The sequence below is a fragment of the Streptomyces aculeolatus genome (genome assembly GCF_020400605.1).
In the GTDB taxonomy this organism is placed as follows: Bacteria; Actinomycetota; Actinomycetes; order Streptomycetales; family Streptomycetaceae; genus Streptomyces; species Streptomyces aculeolatus.
This window is the reverse complement of the sequence record NZ_JAINRD010000021.1, coordinates 166,731-182,608: the sequence shown is the minus strand read 5'-3', so window position 1 is coordinate 182,608 and position 15,878 is coordinate 166,731. Positions and strand designations below refer to the sequence as shown.

Here is a 15,878-nt window from a genome sequence, read left to right as displayed (position 1 = left end):
GCGGCACGTCGTCTCGGGCCTGACGGCCGGCTCGGTGAAGTAGGTCCGCACGACGGCTTCATCCTGACCCGCACCCCGCCCGCCGGCGCGCCGGCCGGCGGGGTGCGGCGTACCACGGCCGGGGGAGCGTGCGGGCGGCGCGGCTCGGCCGGACGGGCGATATACACCGGCGCTCCCGCGTTTCCCGCGCAACGGCGCGCGACAACGCAGTAATTTCGACCGATGCGACGAATTATCACACAAACAGGAGCGGCCGCGGCCCTGTGCGTCGCCCTCGCCGTCCCGGCCGGCGTCGCCCCGCACGCCGCCGCCCGCCCCGACCCGGGCACCGACGGCAAGGCCGGGGCACGGGCCGTGCGCGGCACCGTCGACCGGCTCTTCCGCGACGCCGCCGCGGCCACCGAGCGCTACGAGGCCGCCCGGCGGGCGTCCGCCGCGCAGCGGGTGAAGATCGCCGAGCTGCAGCGCGCCGTACGCGCCAAGCACCGCGGGCTCGTCGAGCTGCGCGGCCGGATCGGGCAGCTCGCCGCCCGCGAGTACCAGTCCGGCGGCCTCGGCCCCACCGCCCAGCTGCTCTTCTCCCGGACCCCCGAGGACCTGCTCGACAAGGTCTTCCTGCTCGACAAGGGCGAACAGGCCGCCGCCGGCCTCTACCACCGTGCCGAGCAGGCCGAGCGGCGGCTCGCGGACGAACGGGAGCGCAAGGCCGTCGCGCTCGCCGACCTGCACGCCGAACTGCGCACGCAGGCACGGGTGAAGCGGCTCATCGAGAGCAAGCTGGAGCGCGCCCAGGGGCGGCTGGAGAAGCTGGAGAGCGCGCGGACCGCCCGCTCGCGCAGCTCCGGCTGCCCGCGCGCCGAGCGCTCCCGGGCCGTGACGCCGAGCACGGACGGCAAGGCGCTCGCCGGCCGCAAATGGACCGCGCCGGTGGGCCGTTACACCCTCTCCTCGCGCTTCGACCAGGCCGGCGGCATGTGGTCCTCCCGGCACACGGGCCTGGACTTCGCCGTCGACGAGGGCAGGCCGGTGGGCAGCGTCGGCTACGGCGCGGTGTACCGGATCGGCTGCGACGGTGCCTTCGGCAACTCCGTCACCGTCCGGCACGACAACGGGTACTACACCTTCTACGCCCACCTGTCCGAGGTCCGCGCGAAACCCGGCGAGCGGGTCTTCCCCGGCCAGCCGCTGGGCCTGGCCGGCACCACCGGCAACTCCACCGGTCCGCACCTGCACTTCGAGGTGCGGGTGACGCCGCAGTTCGGCTCCGGGATCGACCCGGAGCCGTGGCTGCGGCACAAGGGTGTCCGCCTCCGCGACGCGCCCGCGGAGTAGAGCCGCCCGTGGCGGAGCGGGGCCTACGGCTGGGGCTGGAGGCCGCCGGTGATCCGCTCGTGCTCCTCGTCGGAGACCGCCTCGCCGGAGGCCGGCAGCAACTGCGGGATGCCGTCGCGCACCGGGTAGCGGCGCCGCAGCCGCGGGTTGTACAGCGCGTCGCCGGAGTCCAGCAGGGTCAGCGGGCCCTTGTCGAGCGGGCAGACGAGGATTCTCAGCAGCGGGTCGTCGGGGTTCACGGGACGGGTCCTCCACGGTGGGGGGTCGGTACGGGGGCGGGCGGCAGGGCGGCGGATTGCCGCTCCGGCGGGCCGGGCGGGTCGGGCGGATCGGGCTCCGGCACGGAGCGGGGGTCTTCGCCGCGTACGGGACCGGGCCGTTCGGCGCGTACGGCCGCCGGCCTCCCGTCGCGTACGGGCTCGGGCGTCCCGTCGTCCGCCGGCTCCGGCAGCGGCGGCTCCGCCGGCCCCGGCTCGTCGTGCCGCGGCAGCGTCAGCAGCACCGAGACCGCCAGCGCGATCCCGCCCAGCCGCAGCAGCAGCCGCGGCGCGTCGTCCGGCAGCGGCTCGCCGAAGACGAACGTGCCCGCGGCGACGGCGTGCAGGCAGTTGGCCGTCGTGCACACCGGCACGATGAGCGACGCCCGGCAGCGCTGGAGCGCCGCCTGCGACATCACCAGCCCCGCCGCGCCGGTGAAGAGCAGCGTGTACGGGTACGGCGAGGTGAGCAGGTCGCCCGCGGTGCCGAGCACGTCCGAGCCGTCCACCAGACCCGAGACGCCCTTGATCGTCAGCGAGCTGACCCCGTAGAGGAAGCCCACCCCGACCCCGTACGCGATGCCCGTCGTCGGGATCCGGTGCCGCCGCTTCGCGCGCAGCTCCGCCGCCAGGTACAGCCACAGCCCCGCGGCCAGCGACGGCAGCGCGACGAGCAGGAACCGCCCCGCCGGCGCCGACGTGCTGACCGTGTCGGCCTCCTTGTCCAGGGACACCACGATCATCCCCAGCGACAGCAGGATCGCCGCCACCCCCGCCATCTCGCGTGCGCTCAGCCGCTCGCCGAGGAACCGCGACGACAGCAGGACCAGCAGCACCAGGCCGGAGACGAGGATCCCCTGCGCGGCGGCCAGCGGCAGCGTGCGGTAGCAGACCAGCTGGGCGGCGAAGCCGAGCCCCAGGCTGAGGCAGCCCGCCAGCCACAACGGGCTGGACACCAGCACGCGCACCATCCGGGCCGGGCGCTTCACGCTCAGTTCCGGCAGCGCGGACAGCGCCCGCTTCTCCAGCACGAATCCGCAGCTGATGAAGACGTTCGCCAGCAGCGCCGCGGCAACCCCCCACCACATCGGCTACTCCCGCCTGGCGTGGACGAGCAGGATCGAGGCCAGCGACGGTGCCCGGCACAGGGCGCGGTCGAACGGCCGCAGCGGCCGGGGCACGTCGTGGTACGGCGCGCCGGCCACCTTCTCCACGGTAAAGCCGGAGGCGGCGAGGAAACCCCTCAGTGCACGGGCCGTGTACAGCCGGAGGTGGCCGACGACCTGGCTGCCGGGCCGGCCGTGGATGCCGCGCAGGCTCACCTCGGAGAACACCGGCTGCACACCGGCCAGCAGCAGCGCGCGGTTGTACCAGGCCGCGAGGTTGGGGGTGGAGAGCAGCAGATGGCCGCCGGGCCGCAGCACGCGGCGCAGTTCGTCCAGCGCGGCGTCCGGGTCGACCAGGTGCTCGACGACCTCGCTGAACAGGACGGCGTCCGCGCTGCCGTCGGCCAGCGGCAGCCCCGCGGGCTGCGCGGCGCCGTCCGGCAGCCCGCCGCGTACGACGTGGACCGGCGTGCCGGGGGAGGCGTCGCGGGTCCGCGACCGGGCGCGGCGCAGCGCGTCGTGCGACCAGTCGACGGCGACGATCCGCTGCCCGCCCGGGCGGCGGCCGTCGAGCACCCCGGCGGCCACCGCGGCGGCGGAGCCGTCGCCGCACCCGACGTCCACGACGACCGCGGGCGCCTCGCCGGTACGGAACGGGCCCAGGGCGTCCGCGAGCATCCGCGCCTGCCGCCGGCTGCGGGCGTCGCCGGAGGCGACGGGCACGGCCGGGTTCTCGTAGAACTCCCGCAGCGAGGCGGGAGCGTCGGTCCGGCTCACGCCGGGTCCCCCGCGGCTCCGGTGTCCTCCACGCAGGCCGCGAGGCCCTGCTGCATCAGTTCGCCGATGCGCACGGCGGCGGCGTGGTCGAGGAGGGCGCGGGAGTAGCGGATGGCCAGGTGCAGCCGGCCGGCGGTGGACGCGGCGGTGATCGCCAGGCCGCGCGGCATGCGGGAGGGGGCGGAGACCCACACCGCGCTCGGGCGGCCGGCGGGGCCGAAGTCCAGCGGGTAGACGATGCGGCCGAGGTTGGACAGCAGGGTGGTCGACATCAGCGGCGCGGCGGTGCTGCGCAGCGTACGGGCCAGCACGCCGCGTACGCCGACGGGCAGCACCGGCGCGGTGAGGAGCGCGCCGTACAGGCCCAGCGGGCGGCTGGGTTCGGACTTCAGCGCGTGCGTACGGGCCATGGTGGCGCGCAGCAGCCGCTCCACGGCCGCCCGGTCCGGCGACTCGCCGCCGGTCAGCGCCTCCGCGTCGGTGCGCTCCCCGGGGTCGAAGCCGACCTCGGTCAGCCGGGTGCCGTTGCCGATCAGCATCCCGGCGGACTCCCGCGCGCGGTTGTCGACGGGCATGGTCAGGCGGACCGGGGCGGTGCGGGCGCCGTGCGCCCGGTTCCAGCGGGCGGCCGTCAGGCAGGTGGCGACGAGGAGCTGGTCGTTGACGGTGGCGCCGTAGGAGGTGCGGCGGGGGGCGGGCAGGTCGAGGAGGAGGAGGCCGTTGCCCGTGCCGGGGGCGGAGGTGTCGCCGGCGATGCGCGCGGGGCGGGTGGGCCCTGAGCGGCCCGCGGCGGGCGGCGGGGACGGGGGCGCCGCGGGGGCGGCCTTCGGCCGCGTACCGCCGGAGCCCGTACCGCCGGCGGGCGGGGCCTGCGGTCCGCCGCCCGCGTACGCCTCCGCGGCGGTGGCCAGCACCCGCAGGCACGAAGGGCCGTCCATGGCGGTGTGGTTGACGGTGGTCATCAGCACCGTGCCGCCGTCCTCGGTCTCGACGGCCTCGATACGGACCGGCGGCGCGGCGTCCAGCGGCGGGCAGTCGGTCATGGTGCGCTCGCGCGCGGCCTCCAGCACGCCGGGCCCCGCGGCCAGGAACGACACCGGGTCGACGTCGGCCTCCGCGGTGACCTGCCACTGGTAACGGCGGTGCCACCAGCGGCTGCCGGCCTTGCGCTGCTGGAACCGCGGGTGCCGGCGCGCGGCCTCGGCGAGCGCGGTGCGCAGCCGCTCGGGCTCGAACCGCCCGGGGAAGTGGAGCTCGATGTGCACGGTCTCCGGCTCCAGCGGATCCGTGCAGTGCAGCGAGACCTCGTCCACCGTGGGGAACGGGACCCGTCCCGGCGCCGCCGGGGCGGGCCGGGCGGGCTGCGTCACCGTCATCTACGCCTCTCCTTCGCGGTGGGCGCCCCGGGTGCGGGGCGCCCACCGGTGTTCACTTGCCGTTCTCCTCCCGCCGGTCGGCGGGCGTGCCGTCGTCCGGCGGGGTGTCCGCGGGGGGTGCGTCCGCGGGCGGGGTGTCCTGGACGCCGTCCGCGTCCCCGGCCCCCTCCTCCGCCGTACCGCTGAGCGGGATCGGAGGCTTGGGGACGAAGGCGTCGCGCGGCTCGTCCTGGGCGGTGCCCAGCGGCGGCGTCGCGGAGTCGCCCGCGGCGGCGCGCTCGGTGCCCAGCGGCGGCGTCTGCTCGGCGGCGGACTCCGCGGCCGCCGTGCCCGCCGACCTGCGGCGCCAGAAGCGCTGTGTCGGCCGGTCGGGCTCCGGCTGCGGCGCCGCGGCGGGCTCCGCCGCGACGGCGGTGCGTCCGGGCGGCCCGCCGGGCCCGGGCGGCGGACCGCCCGCGGCACCGGCCGCACCCGCACCCGCACCCGCGATCCCCGCACCGTACGCCGGGAACGAGGCCGTCTCCGCCTCCGGGTCGGTGCCCGGGCCGTACCCGGTCTCCTCCCCGGCCGGCTCCGGCCGCTCCGCGGTGACCAGCGCCGCGGCCAGGGCCAGCACCGCGAGCGCCTGCGCCACTCCGCTGAAGGCCCCCTCGTCCATGCGGACAGCCTCGCCCGCGCCGGTCAGCGCCGCAACACCCGCGCCGGCCATCGCCACCAGCGCCAGCGGCGCGAGCAGCCCGGCCCGGGTCCGCGCCAGCAGCGCGAGCGCCGGCACGATCAGCGCGTAAGGACCGGCCACCACGGCGACCACGGCGGTGAGCACCAGCGCGCCCAGCACCCAGCCCGGCGCCGGCGGCGCCGGCTCCGCGGCGACCGCCTCGCGCCGCCCGGCGCGGACGAACGCCAGGCCCAGCAGCGCCAGGACGGCGGCGACACCGGCGAAGATCCCGGCGTCGTACCAGGCGGCCGGCTTGTACTCCAGCTTCACCTCGCCGCTGGCGTCCGCCGGCACCAGGAAGCCCTGCTGCCAGCCGTCGAGCCGCACCGACTCCAGCTCCTCGCCGTCCAGCGTGGCCTTCCAGCCGTCGTTGAAGTTCTCGTACGTGGTGAGGTACGCGTCCTCGCCCTCGCCGACGGTCACGGAACGCTCGTCGCCCGCCCAGTCGGTGGCCTCCACCTCGCGGCCCTCCGCCGCCGCCGCGGGCTCGCCGCGGGTCAGCGTCAGGTCGGTGACGGCCAGCGCCTCGCCGTCGCCGGCGGCGACCGCGTGCCGGCCGGCCTCCAGCTGTACGGGACCCGCCTTCTCGCCGTCGTCCGGGCACAGCTCGATGTCCACCGGCCGGCGGTCGACGAGGTCGCCCAGCGTGCCCTCGGCGCGGGTGTTGAGCAGCTGCCCGTCCACGGACACCATCGGGCCGCGGCCGCACTCCAGCTCGAACGGCTCGTCCTTGTCGACCGGTTCGGTGCGCAGGTCCTTCTCCGCGTCCTCGCCGAGCGCCGGGACGTAGACCTCGGTGAGGCCCACGGGCAGCTGCACGTCGCGGTCCGCGAACGGGTTGTGCACCGACAGCGCCTCGGCCTCGGTGACCTTGATGTCGAGGCGGTCGGTCGTCACCGGCGGGATCCGCACCCAGCCGTTGGCGTCCACGCCCACGGTCTGCGCCCCGGTCGGGGTGGTCACCTCGACCTCCGTCGGCCGGGCCGACAGCCCGCCGGCGGGCGCGAGCACGAACTCGCTGATCTCCGTCTCCTCCGGCCAGCTCAGCGAGAGAGACTGGTCCTCGCCCGCGATCCAGGCCGTGGTCAGGTCCTTGTCGACCAGGTTGCGCGGGCTCAGCTGGGGGCTCAGCGGCAGCGTCGAGCCAGCCGTGGCCCTGATCCGGTCGTCGTCCGCCGCGCCGAGGTCGTCCAGCAGCGCGTCGAGGTCCTGCCCCTGTACGGGCAGCGCCTTGCCGGTGACGGTGTACTCGCCCGCACCGGACTCGAAGCGCCGCTGCAGACCCGTCTCCGCCGCGGCCGGGTTGAGGCCGCCGAGGTCACTGCCGCGGTGCAGGGAGACCTGCTCCGCGTCCGCGGCGACCTGCTTGGCGTCGGCGGGCAGCTGGAGCTGCCGGCTGACCGGCGAGACGCCGGGGATCTCGACCTCGGCGAAGCCGGCGCCGGCGAAGCCGGTGCGGGTGCCCTCGGTCTTGCGGATGGTGATCCGCAGCCACTCCGCCTGCCCCTCGGGGGACTTGACGGTCTGCGTACGGCCACCGGCCTGCAGCGTGCTGACCTCGCTGCCGCGCGCGGTCTCCACCTCGACCTCGACGGGCTCGGGGCGGATGCCGGCGCCGGGCAGCGGCGTCAGGTCGAGCGTGCCCTCCAGGTTCGTGGGCTCGGTGAAGTCGATCTGGAGCCACTCGCCCTCGGAGGTGTCCGGGTTGCCCTCGGCCCAGCCGGTCTGCGCCACGCCGTCGAAGGCGTTGACGGGGTCGAACTGCGGCAGGTGGAACATCCAGTTGCCGCTGGTCGACGCGGTCACCGAGGCGGCGCCGTCGAGGACGGCCGTCGTCTGGTGCTCCGCACCCTTCTCCGGCACGATCATCCGCGGCTCGTCACCGGGGTCCTGGAGGCTCTCGGACGGGTTCTTCTCGTCCTCGGTGTAGGTGTACGAGGTGTTGTTGTTGACCACGCCGAACCGGGTGTCCGCCCGGCGCAGCCCGTCCGCCTGCACCTTGACGGCCGGCTCCTCGACGCCCGGGTGGGCGTCGCCGGCGAGCACCGCGGGGCGGCCCTGCCAGCCCTCGTCGGCGGACAGCTGGAGCAGCGACTCCGGGCCGCCGCTGAGGACGGCGGTGTCGGCGGCGTTGAGCGCGCCGGCCGGGCCGGGGCGCAGGTCCTCGCCGTTCGCCGGCTGGAAGATCTCCACCGCCCGCTGGCGCGAGAACAGGCCCTCGATCTGCAGCGGCGTGCCCTCGGGGATGCGCCCGCCGGTCAGCTCCGGGCCGAACTCGGCGACCTTCTCGTAGCCGGAGGACGTCAGCGTCTGCTTCACGGTGGTCGGCGGGACGTAGCCGACCTGGTCGGGGTCGAGGTCGTTGCGCACGACGACGTAGTGCAGGCCGGCGCGGGCCAGGAACGCCTGCAGCCCCGGCACCTCGCCGCCGGTCATCAGCGCCTGGTCGACGGCGTCCATCGCGCGCCGCGAACCCGCCGTGCCGAACGGCACGTAGTCGCGCTGCGCCCACCGGGACTCGGCGAGCACGTCCAGCGGCTGGTCGATCGGCTTGCCCCACTCGTACGTGCCGTGCGCGGTCGCCGGCACCACCAGCGCCCGGCTGTCGGGGGAGTACTCCTCCAGCCAGTCCGCCGTCTGCTCCCAGTGCTTGGGCAGCTTGTCGAACGCGCCCGGCTGGAGCACGTCGCCGTTGGCGTACGGCAGCAGCAGGCCCGGCAGCACCACGAGGGAGGCGACCGCGGGCACCCATGTGCTGCGCCGCGGCGTTGCCCGGGTGCCGCGGCGCTCGGCGGCGACCGCGACGAAGTGCGCGAGGCCGAGCGCGAGCGCGAGGGCCAGGCCGGGCTGGAACTTGTAGATGTTGCGGAACGGGCTCAGCCAGCTGTCCAGCGCGTCCTGCACGCTGCCGGAGAACGGGGCGCCCAGCGCGCCGCCGTAGCCGGCCATGGTGACCAGCGCGACGGTCATCGCGGTCAGCACCAGCCAGCGCCGCTCCGGCAGGTCGCGGCGGGCCAGGCCCGCGAGGCCCAGGCCGGCGGCGAGCGCGGAGGAGATGATCGGCAGCCAGCCGGTGGCGGCCGTCCAGCCGCCGGGCAGCCACTCCTCGCCGAAGTTCAGGTACGCGACCCAGTTGCCGGTGCCGCGCAGCACCTCGGTCGCCGACATGGTCGTCGTGGTGTTGTGCGCGGTCTCGATGAACGGCAGGAAGTTCTCGCCGTAGACGCCGAGGAGCAGCAGCGGCACGATCCACCACAGGCACGCCAGCAGCACCCCGGGCAGCCACCACGCCAGCAGCTTCGTGCGACGCTGCCCGGTGCGGGTGCACACGTACAGCAGCGCGGGCAGCAGCGCCGCCAGCGTGGACGCGGCGTTGACGCCGCCCATGAACGGGATGATCAGCGCCGAGCGGGCGGCGGCGACCCGCGGGGTCAGCCGCTCGTCGAGGAGCGGCAGCAGCACCCACGGCAGCACCGCGCCGGGCAGCGCACCGGCGGAGGTGGAGCCGACGATGATGGTGAACACGGGCCACAGCGCGTACGCGGCGGCGCCCAGCACCCGGGTCCCCGAGGTGCCGAAGCCCAGCCGGTCGGCCAGCTTCAGCGCGCCCCAGAACGCGGCGGTGACCACGAGCGACAGCCACAGCCGCTCCGCCAGCCACGTCGGGATCTGGAGCAGGTCCGTCAGCAGGTAGTACGGCAGCATCGGGAAGGCGTAGCCGAAGTACTGGTCGTGGATGCCGCCGAAGCCGTTCTGGTCGTGCCACAGCTCGCCCAGGTCGCCGGCGAACTTCCACGGGTCGACCGCCACGCCGAGCTTCGTCTCGAACGTCGTCTTGCCCGCGGAGGGGATGAGCCAGGCGACGAAGGCGAGCGCCCAGAAGCCGAGCGGCCAGCGCCAGTTGCGCCGGCTCCCGGGCGGCCGCCCCCCTGCCGGCCCTGTCGGGGGCGGCGGTGAGTAGGGCCGGCCGGGCGTGGCCGGCTGGGCTGGGAGCGTGGAGGTCATGGGCACCGCCGGAGTATGAGAAGAAGGTTCCAGGTGGCGAACTCGCGTACGCCGGGGACACGGACGACGGCCTCGGCGAGGAAGGGCCAGTAGCGGGAGCGGGCCGCGACGACCTCGACGTCGTCCCGGGCCCGTACCGCCTTGAGCGTGGGGCCTATGTGGATGGGGAAGAGGTTCTCGCCCAGGGTGTGCTTGGGGTCGCGTCCGGCGCGCCGCGTGTAGCGGCGGCGCGCCCGGTCCGCGCCCAGGTAGTGCCAGGGCGCCTGCTCGTGGCCGCCCCAGGGGGAGAGCCAGTTGGTGAACGCCACGTACAGCAGGCCGCCGGGCTTGGTGACCCGGATCAGCTCGCTGAGGAAGGTCTCGGGGTCGGCCACGTGCTCCAGCACGTTGGAGGAGAACGCGACGTCGGCGACGCCGTCGGCGAGCGGCAGCAGGTAGCCGTCGGCGACCACGGCACCCGTGGTCACGTCCGAGCCGGCCGCCATCTCGCCCGCGTCGCAGTCGAAGAGGTACGCCTCGGCGCCGCGGCTGCGGAACTCCTCCGTGAACCAGCCCCCGCCGCCGCCGACGTCGACGACGAGCCGGTCCTTGAGCGGGGTGATCCGCTCGACCTGGTCCGCCGCGTCCCGCGCCAGCAGGCTGTAGGCGCGGGCGGGGTCGTCCTGCTCCTTCATGAAGGCGCGGAAGAGGGCGACCGACCGCCGTATGGAGGGGTCCCGCACTGCTGTCATCCCCCCCGCTTCTCGTGCCGTCCGGCGCGCGCGAGCGCCTCGTCGGCGACGGTGCGGAAGTCGCGTACCGTCGCCTCCCAGCTCAGCCGGGTGGCGCGGGCGCGGGCCGCGGTGCCGAGGGCGGCGCGCCGCTCCTCGCTCAGCGCCAGCGAGCACCAGTGCGCGGCGAACGCGCTCTCGCCGCGGGCCAGCATGCCGGTGTCGCCGTCGCGGATGGAGTCGCGCAGGCCGGGGATGTCGAAGCCGATCGCGGGGGTGCCGCGCACCGCCGCCTCGGTCACCACCAGGCCCCAGCCCTCGACGAGCGAGGGGTGCAGCAGCAGCCACGAGGAGGCGAGGAGGCGGTGCTTCTCGCCCTCGGAGACGTGGCCGGTGAACGTCACGCCGGGCCCCGCCATCGCTTCGAGCCGGCCGCGCTCGGGGCCGGTGCCGACGATGACCAGCCGGCCGCCGGTGACCGGGCGCACCCGCTCCCACAGCCGCAGCAGCAGGTCGATGCGCTTGTACTCCACCAGCCGGCCCATCGCCAGGAACAGCGGCTCCGGCGACTTCGGCGGCAGCGGGCCCGGGTCCTCGACGCCGTTGTGGACGACCCGTATCCGCTTGGGGTCGACGCCGATGTTGCGCAGCGCGGCGGCGGTGGACGAGGAGACGGCGACCAGGAGGTTGCCGCGGTGCGCGCCGGCCAGCGCCCAGTGTTCGAGACGGCGGCCGAGCCGGGCCAGCGGCCCGGGGTAACGCATCGCCCACAGCTCGGTGTGCACGTGGTTGACCAGGCAGAGCGACGGGCCGCTGTGCCACAGCGGCGCCAGGTACGGCATGCCGTTGCAGACCTCGACCAGCAGGTCGGTGCCGCCGACGTGGCGGGACAGCGCGCGGCGCGCGCGCAGGAAGTGCCCGGCGTCCCCGCCCGCGGAGACGACGCGGTAGTCGCGGTACGCGGCCGGGCCCCCGCACACCAGCGTCACCTGGTGGCCGTGGTCGGTCAGGCCGCCGGCGAGCCGGTCCACGAGCAGTTCCGAGCCGCCGGCTGCCGGGTTGCCGAGGTCGCGCCGGGCGAGGAAGGTGATCCGCCGGGCCGCGTGGCCTTCGGCGTCGCGGCCTTCCGCGCCCCGGCTCGCGGGCATGCCGGCGCTGCCGGCCGGGTGCGGGTGCGTACGCCGGAGCGCGTCCGCGTCCAGGGACGGGGGTACGTGCTGGGGCATCGGCGCTCCAACTCGTCTCAGGGTGCGGGCGGGTGGTTCAGGGCCGTTCGTGGGGTGCGGCATGGCGGTCGGGGGGACGGGGGCGACGGGGACGCCGGCCGGGGGAACCGGCGTCCCCGCCACGTGGGTGGGGGGTGGGGGGCATCAGGCCGCGACCGGCTGGGGCGGCACGCCGTCCGGCTCCCGGTCGCGGTCCGGCTCGTCCGGCCGGCCGCCGCGGGCCAGCAGCACGGCGCCGGCGCCGGCGAGTACGAATCCGGCCACGAGGGCGACGACCGGCAGGGTCTCGCCGACCAGCTTCAGCCTGCTGCTGTCCTCGTCGGCGAGGTCGACCTGCTCCTTCTGGGTCTCCTCGGTGAACTCGATCCCGTCGCTCTGCAGCAGCGTGACCTCGTCGGTGCCGCCGCCGGGCTGGCGCAGCGTCTTCTTCGGCGCGATGGAGGCGTAGATGATGCGGCCGGTGCGCTCGTCGGCGACCAGCTCGATCTTCTCGTTGGCGTACCACTCGTCGGCGAACACCTGGTCCTTGTCGGGCAGCCCGACCATGACCCCCGGCACCTGCCGGGTGCCGGTCTTGACGGGCTCGATCTCGCCGGTGAAGGCGAGCCCGGTGTAGCCCTGGATCTCCTTCTCGCCGGCGTACTCCAGCGCCACGGTGTCCTGGGCGGTGCTGTCCCACCAGCGGTAGGTGCGCTTCTCGACGTCGAAGGGGAACTTCAGGTACGCGTCGCCGCCGAACCGCTTGCCGTCGACGCCGGTGTCCTCGCCGCAGCAGTGCTCCGGCGCGTTGGTCTCGCGGTCCATCACCCACCGCTCGGTGGTGAACTGGAACGCGCGCCGCGGGTCGTCGACCTTCCGTGTCAGCGGGGTGTCGATGGCGGTGGCGGCGTCCCAGACGGCGGTGTCGTCGTCGCTCGCGGCCACGTCCCCCAGCACCCGCCGGACGATCGTCAGCTCCTGGTTGTCGCGTTCCTTCTGCGCGTCGGTGTCGTAGAAGGTCCCGGTGCCCTCGTAGCGGGTCGTCGATTCGATGTCGACGGGATTGAGCTTGGCCCGCGGCTCGACGTAGAACGCGAGCATGGGGGCGAGCACGAGCAGGAAGACGCCCAACCCCAGCAGGATGAGGGACAGGGGTGACGCTTTTCGGCGGCTCATGCTGCACTCCCGGCAGGGGCTGGTTTGGGACGCTGGTTTTGTCACCGCGGTGCAAGTTCTACGGGTCGGTAACGTAAGGCTGTGCTTGACAGGGTGTCAATGCTGCTCCCACACTCAGCGTCCATGCAGAACCGACTGGTAGCCGCCGTGGTGACCAGCGTCGCCGCCGCCGCTCTCGCCGTGGGCGCAGCCCTCGGCCTGGTGGCTGCGCTGAACGCCACGCCGGAGCAGCCCAACGTCCCGCTCATCAGCTTCGACGGTCGCTGACCTGGTATTCGTCCCCGTCGCGGAGGCCGCGGCGGGGGCTTTGCCACGCCCGGGGAGTCCGCGCCCGCGGGGTCGCGACACGCCGAGGACACGGTGTCGTATCGATGGCGAAAATTTGTCGACCAGGTGACAAGTAGTCACCGTCCGGTGGCGCGGTGCGGTGCTCTGCGTGCGGTACGCGCCGGTGCCGTGCGCCGGTGGCGCGCGGAGGCTTTCAGCCGAACTCGGCCCACACGCACTTGTCGTTGCCGCGCGACTCCACGCCCCAGGCGTCTGCCAGCATGTCCACGAGCAGCAGCCCGCGGCCCGAGACGCCCGCTTCGCCCGGTTCGCGGCGGTGGGGCAGGGCGCTGGAGCGGTCCTCCACCTCGACGCGCAGCCGGGACCCGGGCGCGCCGAGCGGCCGGATCGTCACCACCGCGGGGCCGTCGGTGTGCAGCAGGGCGTTGGTGATCAGCTCGTCGGCGACCAGCTCGATCTCGTCCGCGCGCTCGCCCGCGCCCCAGGAGCGCACCGCGCTGCGGATCATGTGCCGGGCGGCGGAGAGCGCCTCGGGGTCGGAGGCCGGGATGTACTGGCGCAGCCGGCTGCCGGGCTGCGCGGTGTCGCCCGCGGTGCGGCGCAGCATCACCAGCGCCATGTCGTCCTGGATGTGCCGCTCGTCGACCACCTCGCACAGCCGGTCCGACAGTTCGGCGATGTCGCCCGGCCCGGTGCTCACCAGCTCCATGAGCTGCGCCATGCCGTCGCCCAGGTCGGCGCCGGGGACCTCCACCAGGCCGTCCGTGCACATCAGCAGCGCGTCGCCGGGGTCGAGGGCCAGGGTTGTCACCGGGTAGTCCAGCGGGCCGAACGTCGCGGAGAGCCCGAGCGGCAGCCCGCCGGGTACGGACAGCGCGCGGCAGCCGCCGTCGGCGTGCCGTACGAGCGGGTCGATGTGCCCGGCGCGGACGAGTTGCAGCGCGCCCGTCGACAGGTCGATCTCCGCGTACGTGCAGGTGGCGAAGCGCTCGGTGTCCAGCTCGTGCAGGAACTCCGAGGCCCGGGCCATCACGGTGGCCGGCGCGTGCCCCTCGCCCGCGTACGCCCGCAGCACGATGCGCAGTTGCCCCATCACCGCCGCCGCCTGCGTGTCGTGGCCCTGGACGTCGCCGATGACGACGCCGACCCGGTCGCCGGACAGCGTGATCACGTCGTACCAGTCGCCGCCGATGCCCTGCCCCTCGTGCGCCGCCCGGTAGCGCACGGCGACCTCGGCGCCCGGCACCTCGGGGATGCTGCGCGGCAGCATGGCCTGCTGGAGGTCCTCGGCGAGGCCGTGTTCGCGGTCGTGCAGCTTGGCGCGCTGGAGGCTCTGCCCGACGCCGCTGCTCAGCGCGACCAGCAGGTTGCGCTCCTCGGGCGAGAAGGCGCTCTTGCCGCGGTAGGACAGCCCGAGCGCCCCGATGACGCGGCCCTCGGCGATCAGCGGCAGGTACGCGGCGGAGTCGATGCCCAGGGACTCCGCGTACGGGTAGAGCCGCGGGTACGCGGCGGCGAACTCCGCCCGGGAGAGCACCAGCCGCGGCCGGCCCGTGCGCACGACCTCGCTCAGCGGCAGCCCGGGGTCGTCCACCCGGACGTAGTCGGCGATCTGCGACTCCGCACCCTCTCCCATGGCGATGATCTGGATCCGCCCCGCGTCCACCAGCCCCAGGACCATGTTCACCGCGCCCAGGCGGGCCAGCCCCTCCGCGCCGCCGAGCACGCCGATCACGTCGTGCACGGTGGTGGCGTTCGCCAGCGCCGCCGTGGTCTGCTGCACGACGCCCGTCTGCCGGCGCCGCTCCTGGTCCAGCGCGAACTGCTGCGCGGAGTAGTTCAGCTCCAGCGTGGCGTCGCGGACCATGCCGATGATGCGGTGCGCCCGGCCGTCGACGTCGCGGAGGATGGCGCCCTGGGTGTGCGCCAGGCGGGAGGAGCCGTCCCGTACCTGCACCCGCAGGTACGCGCTGTAGGCGGGCCGGCCCTGCGCGATGGCCTGGGAGACCAGCGCGTCGAGCCGGGCGCTCTCCTCCTTGGTGACCCGCGAGTTGAGCTGCTGCGGGTCGCCGCCGTACTCCTCCGGCCGCAGGTCGAAGACCCGCAGGGCCGCCTCGTCCAGGTGCATCTGGCCGCCTTCCAGGTCCCAGTCGAAGCTGCCCATGTGGTTCAGCTCCATGCTGAGAGCCGCGGGCGCGGGCCATTCCCCGGCCGCCGGGACCGACGCCGCCGTGCCTCCCCGGTCGCTCATTCCGCTACTTTCGCACCTTTTGTACGGATATTCGAGTGGGTCGCCATTCTACGCCCCGCGCGCAGCCGCCCGCCCGGGAAACCGGTGGCGCCGCTCCCGCCCGCCCGGCATGCTGGGCCCATGCTGATCAGGGACGCCACCGCCGACGACTGGCCCGCCATCTGGCCCTTCTTCCACCGGATCGTCGCCGCCGGCGAGACCTATCCCTACGCGCTGGACATGAGCGCCGAGCAGGGCCGCGACGTGTGGATGCCGCCGCCCCCGGACCGTACGACCGTCGCCATCGACGACGAGGGCCTGATCGTGGGCTCGGCGAAGATGAACGCCAACCGGCAGGGCAACGGCGACCACGTCGCCAGCGCGAGCTACATGGTCGACCCGGACCGCTTCGCGCGCGGCACCGGCCGCGCGCTGTGCGAGGACTCCCTGCGCTGGGCCCGTGCCCGCGGCTTCCTGTCCATGGAGTTCAACGCGGTCGTCGAGACCAACGTGCACGCCGTGAAGCTCTACGAGTCCCTCGGCTTCCGCATCACCGGCACCCAGCCCCGCGCCTTCCGCCACCCCGTGGCGGGCCTGGTCGGCCTGCACTGCATGCACGTCGATCTCTGAACCGGCCCCCATTGCCCGCCGTGAGGACGGACGTTACGCTGCGTCCGTCATTTCGATAACTGGTCGAG

At 74.8% G+C, this 15,878-nt stretch carries 12 protein-coding genes; 3 read left to right on the top strand and 9 right to left on the bottom strand.

Annotated elements, in window-relative coordinates:
- The first annotated feature begins 222 nt into the window (after positions 1-222).
- Positions 223-1,332, top strand: a complete 1,110-nt coding sequence (locus LG396_RS29220) for a murein hydrolase activator EnvC family protein (protein WP_225797064.1) — start codon at positions 223-225, stop codon at positions 1,330-1,332.
- Between the two features lie 23 nt (positions 1,333-1,355).
- Here the strand turns inward: LG396_RS29220 and LG396_RS29215 are convergent, their stop codons facing one another.
- From LG396_RS29215 to pgfA, 8 genes are all read right to left on the bottom strand, one after another.
- On the bottom strand, positions 1,356-1,571 hold the full coding sequence (locus tag LG396_RS29215) for a Trm112 family protein (RefSeq protein WP_018840816.1): 216 nt from the start codon (positions 1,569-1,571) through the stop codon (positions 1,356-1,358).
- The gene (locus LG396_RS29210) at positions 1,568-2,677 is read right to left on the bottom strand and encodes a DMT family transporter (protein ID WP_225797063.1); all 1,110 of its coding nucleotides are present in this window, start codon (positions 2,675-2,677) and stop codon (positions 1,568-1,570) included. The genes LG396_RS29215 and LG396_RS29210 overlap by 4 nt, the downstream gene beginning before the upstream one ends.
- A gap of 3 nt (positions 2,678-2,680) precedes the next feature.
- A complete protein-coding gene (locus LG396_RS29205; RefSeq protein WP_018840814.1) occupies positions 2,681-3,472 on the bottom strand; it encodes a class I SAM-dependent methyltransferase in 792 nt (263 codons plus the stop codon).
- On the bottom strand, positions 3,469-4,848 hold the full coding sequence (locus LG396_RS29200; RefSeq protein ID WP_225797062.1) for a condensation protein: 1,380 nt from the start codon (positions 4,846-4,848) through the stop codon (positions 3,469-3,471). Before LG396_RS29200 ends, LG396_RS29205 begins: the two co-directional genes overlap by 4 nt.
- A gap of 52 nt (positions 4,849-4,900) precedes the next feature.
- Entirely contained in the window at positions 4,901-9,571 is a 4,671-nt protein-coding gene (locus LG396_RS29195; RefSeq protein ID WP_225797061.1) for an alpha-(1->3)-arabinofuranosyltransferase domain-containing protein, read from the bottom strand.
- The gene (locus LG396_RS29190) at positions 9,568-10,293 is read right to left on the bottom strand and encodes a class I SAM-dependent methyltransferase (RefSeq protein ID WP_018840811.1); all 726 of its coding nucleotides are present in this window, start codon (positions 10,291-10,293) and stop codon (positions 9,568-9,570) included. Before LG396_RS29190 ends, LG396_RS29195 begins: the two co-directional genes overlap by 4 nt.
- Before the next feature lie 5 nt (positions 10,294-10,298).
- Positions 10,299-11,507, bottom strand: coding sequence for a glycosyltransferase family 4 protein (locus tag LG396_RS29185; protein WP_018840810.1), 1,209 nt, complete (start codon positions 11,505-11,507; stop codon positions 10,299-10,301).
- Positions 11,508-11,651: 144 nt separating this feature from the next.
- On the bottom strand, positions 11,652-12,662 hold the full coding sequence (gene pgfA, locus LG396_RS29180; RefSeq protein WP_225797060.1) for a cell envelope lipid trafficking protein PgfA: 1,011 nt from the start codon (positions 12,660-12,662) through the stop codon (positions 11,652-11,654).
- Positions 12,663-12,785: 123 nt separating this feature from the next.
- On the opposite strand from pgfA, the gene LG396_RS29175 reads away from it, so the two are divergent.
- Positions 12,786-12,929: a hypothetical protein gene (locus LG396_RS29175; RefSeq protein ID WP_018840808.1), complete on the top strand. Its 144-nt coding sequence runs from the start codon at positions 12,786-12,788 to the stop codon at positions 12,927-12,929.
- 214 nt (positions 12,930-13,143) lie between these two features.
- On the opposite strand, the gene LG396_RS29170 is transcribed toward LG396_RS29175, so the two are convergent.
- Positions 13,144-15,201 carry a SpoIIE family protein phosphatase gene (locus LG396_RS29170; protein WP_225797059.1) on the bottom strand — a complete coding sequence of 686 codons (2,058 nt, stop codon included), beginning with the start codon at positions 15,199-15,201 and terminating at the stop codon, positions 13,144-13,146.
- A 120-nt stretch (positions 15,202-15,321) separates the two neighbouring features.
- On the opposite strand from LG396_RS29170, the gene LG396_RS29165 reads away from it, so the two are divergent.
- Positions 15,322-15,810, top strand: a complete 489-nt coding sequence (locus LG396_RS29165; RefSeq protein WP_018840806.1) for a GNAT family N-acetyltransferase — start codon at positions 15,322-15,324, stop codon at positions 15,808-15,810.
- The last annotated feature ends 68 nt before the right edge of the window (positions 15,811-15,878 follow it).